We start from the raw sequence: 1,706 nt of genomic DNA, 5'->3' as shown, positions 1-1,706 counted from the left end.
AAGGAACTGCTAACCTTCGACATGAGCAGGGGGAGCGAGGCACTGGCGGAGTTCATAGGCTCGTTGGAAGTGGACTACCTGATAGCGGGCGACGTTCTCCTAGAGGACCACCTGAGGTGGATTGAGCGCCTTGCTGAAGAGGCTGGAGTTAAGCCCCTCGAACCGCTCTGGGGACGGAACACGAGGAAACTCGCCGAGGAAATCCTGAAAGCTGGCTTTGAGTACGCGATAATAGCCGTGAACAGAGAGAAGCTCGGCAAAGAGTGGCTCGGCTACACCTTCCGCTCAGTCGCCGACCTAGAGCTTTTCCTCGAGAGGAATCCCGGCGTTGACCCGGTCGGCGAGTTCGCGGAGTTCCACACCGTCGTTTTAGCGTCCCCGCTCTTTGAAGGACGTTTTGCTCTTGAAATCATCTCGACAGAGGAGAGCGAGAGGTATCACTGGGTTAGGTTCGAGCTAAGAGAAAGGAGAAAAGGTAAATATGGGCTGGGCTAAAATATTGTGGGTGATAGAATGGGTGAGATAGTGCTCAGGATAACCGTCCCTAAGGGCTGGAGTGAGGAGATGAGAAAAGCCCTAGAGCGAAGGCTCCTCGTGGACGTTGCGAGGGAGCTCCAGAAGAGAGTTGAAGAGGCGAAGCGGTTCGAGGAAATCGTGAGGAGCATCAAGATAGAGGACGAAGAAGAGGCCAAGGGGCTTGAAGACGAGATTGCGAGGGAGATAGCCAGGCGCTACGGAGTGGTCTGAATGGAGGTCGTGCTGGACTACAACGTCGTTTTTTCGGCCCTTTACAACAGAGGAGTTGCCTACAAACTTTTCATGCTGAACCACGTGACGAGGGACGTTGAATTTTTAGTTCCGGGCTACTTCTGGGAAGAAGTCGAAAGAAAAAAAGACCGTCTCGCCAGATTAACTCGCCTAACGGAGGAGGACTTCGAATTCATTCTCAGAATTATCAAGTCCCAGACGATAACGATGCCGGAGCACGTTGTTAAGGGGGGCATAGAAGAGGCACTCTCCCTCTCTCCCGACCAAAAAGACGTCCCTTACGTTGCTCTTGCCCTCGCCCTTAATCTTCCACTTGTTACGGGTGATTTAAAGCTGAAAAACGCAATCAAAGATAGAATCGTCGTCTATTCCCCGTCAGAACTGTTAAAGCTCATGGGTGGCTCAATATGACCCCCGAAGAACTCCTTTCTAAGCTTGAATCCAAAGGCGTAACCCTCGAAAAGATGCTCGAAACCGCTTTAGAGCTGTACATTGGTGAGGAGCGCGAGAAAATCCGGGAAAGGTTAAGGGAGCTGATGCTAAAGTATCTCCGGGATATCAACGTCCAGGCACTGCTCCTTTCGGCGCTTCTCCTCGAGGAGAACTTCAAAGTTGAGGGCGACCCCGTGAATCTTGTGGCCGACGAGCTCATCGGCATAAACATCGCCGAGCTTATAGGCGGGAAGATGGCGCTCTTCAACTTCTTCTACTACGACACCAGAAAGCCCGGCATCCTTGCGGAGCTTCCCCCTTTCCTAGATGACGCGATAGGTGGGTTTATAGCGGGGTGCATGACTAAGCTCTTTGAGGGGGATTGGTATGAGGGAAGTTGAAACCCGAAAGTGTCCGCTCTGCGGAGGGACGATGGTCAAGAGCGGAACAAAGCGCGGCGGCTACGCCCGATACTTCTGGAAGCCTCCATGGAAGAGCCGGACCAC

4 protein-coding genes are annotated in these 1,706 nt (G+C 52.9%); all 4 read left to right on the top strand.

All coding sequences use genetic code 11. The features are described from left to right. Positions 1 to 495: ATP pyrophosphatase (locus MVK46_RS06280; RefSeq protein ID WP_297535783.1), on the top strand; the 495-nt coding region annotated here is incomplete at its 5' end. An 18-nt stretch (positions 496 to 513) separates the two neighbouring features. Next, positions 514 to 747, top strand: coding sequence for a hypothetical protein (locus MVK46_RS06275; RefSeq protein ID WP_297535782.1), 234 nt, complete (start codon positions 514 to 516; stop codon positions 745 to 747). Further along, positions 748 to 1,179, top strand: coding sequence for a PIN domain-containing protein (locus MVK46_RS06270; protein ID WP_297535781.1), 432 nt, complete (start codon positions 748 to 750; stop codon positions 1,177 to 1,179). Next, entirely contained in the window at positions 1,176 to 1,601 is a 426-nt protein-coding gene (gene cobZ / locus MVK46_RS06265; RefSeq protein ID WP_297535780.1) for an alpha-ribazole phosphatase CobZ, read from the top strand. The genes MVK46_RS06270 and cobZ overlap by 4 nt, the downstream gene beginning before the upstream one ends. Positions 1,602 to 1,706: the final 105 nt, after the last annotated feature.

The sequence above is a fragment of the Thermococcus sp. genome, from assembly GCF_027066465.1.
Taxonomy (GTDB): Archaea; Methanobacteriota_B; Thermococci; order Thermococcales; family Thermococcaceae; genus Thermococcus.
This window is presented reverse-complemented; position numbering and strand designations above follow the sequence as displayed.

Excerpts from the sequence above, each read along its gene's own strand:
- MVK46_RS06275 (WP_297535782.1), top strand. The coding sequence starts at position 514 with ATGGGTGAGATAGTGCTCAGGATAACCGTCCCTAAGGGCTGGAGTGAG.
- MVK46_RS06270 (WP_297535781.1), top strand. The coding sequence starts at position 748 with ATGGAGGTCGTGCTGGACTACAACGTCGTTTTTTCGGCCCTTTACAAC.
- cobZ (WP_297535780.1), top strand. The coding sequence starts at position 1,176 with ATGACCCCCGAAGAACTCCTTTCTAAGCTTGAATCCAAAGGCGTAACC.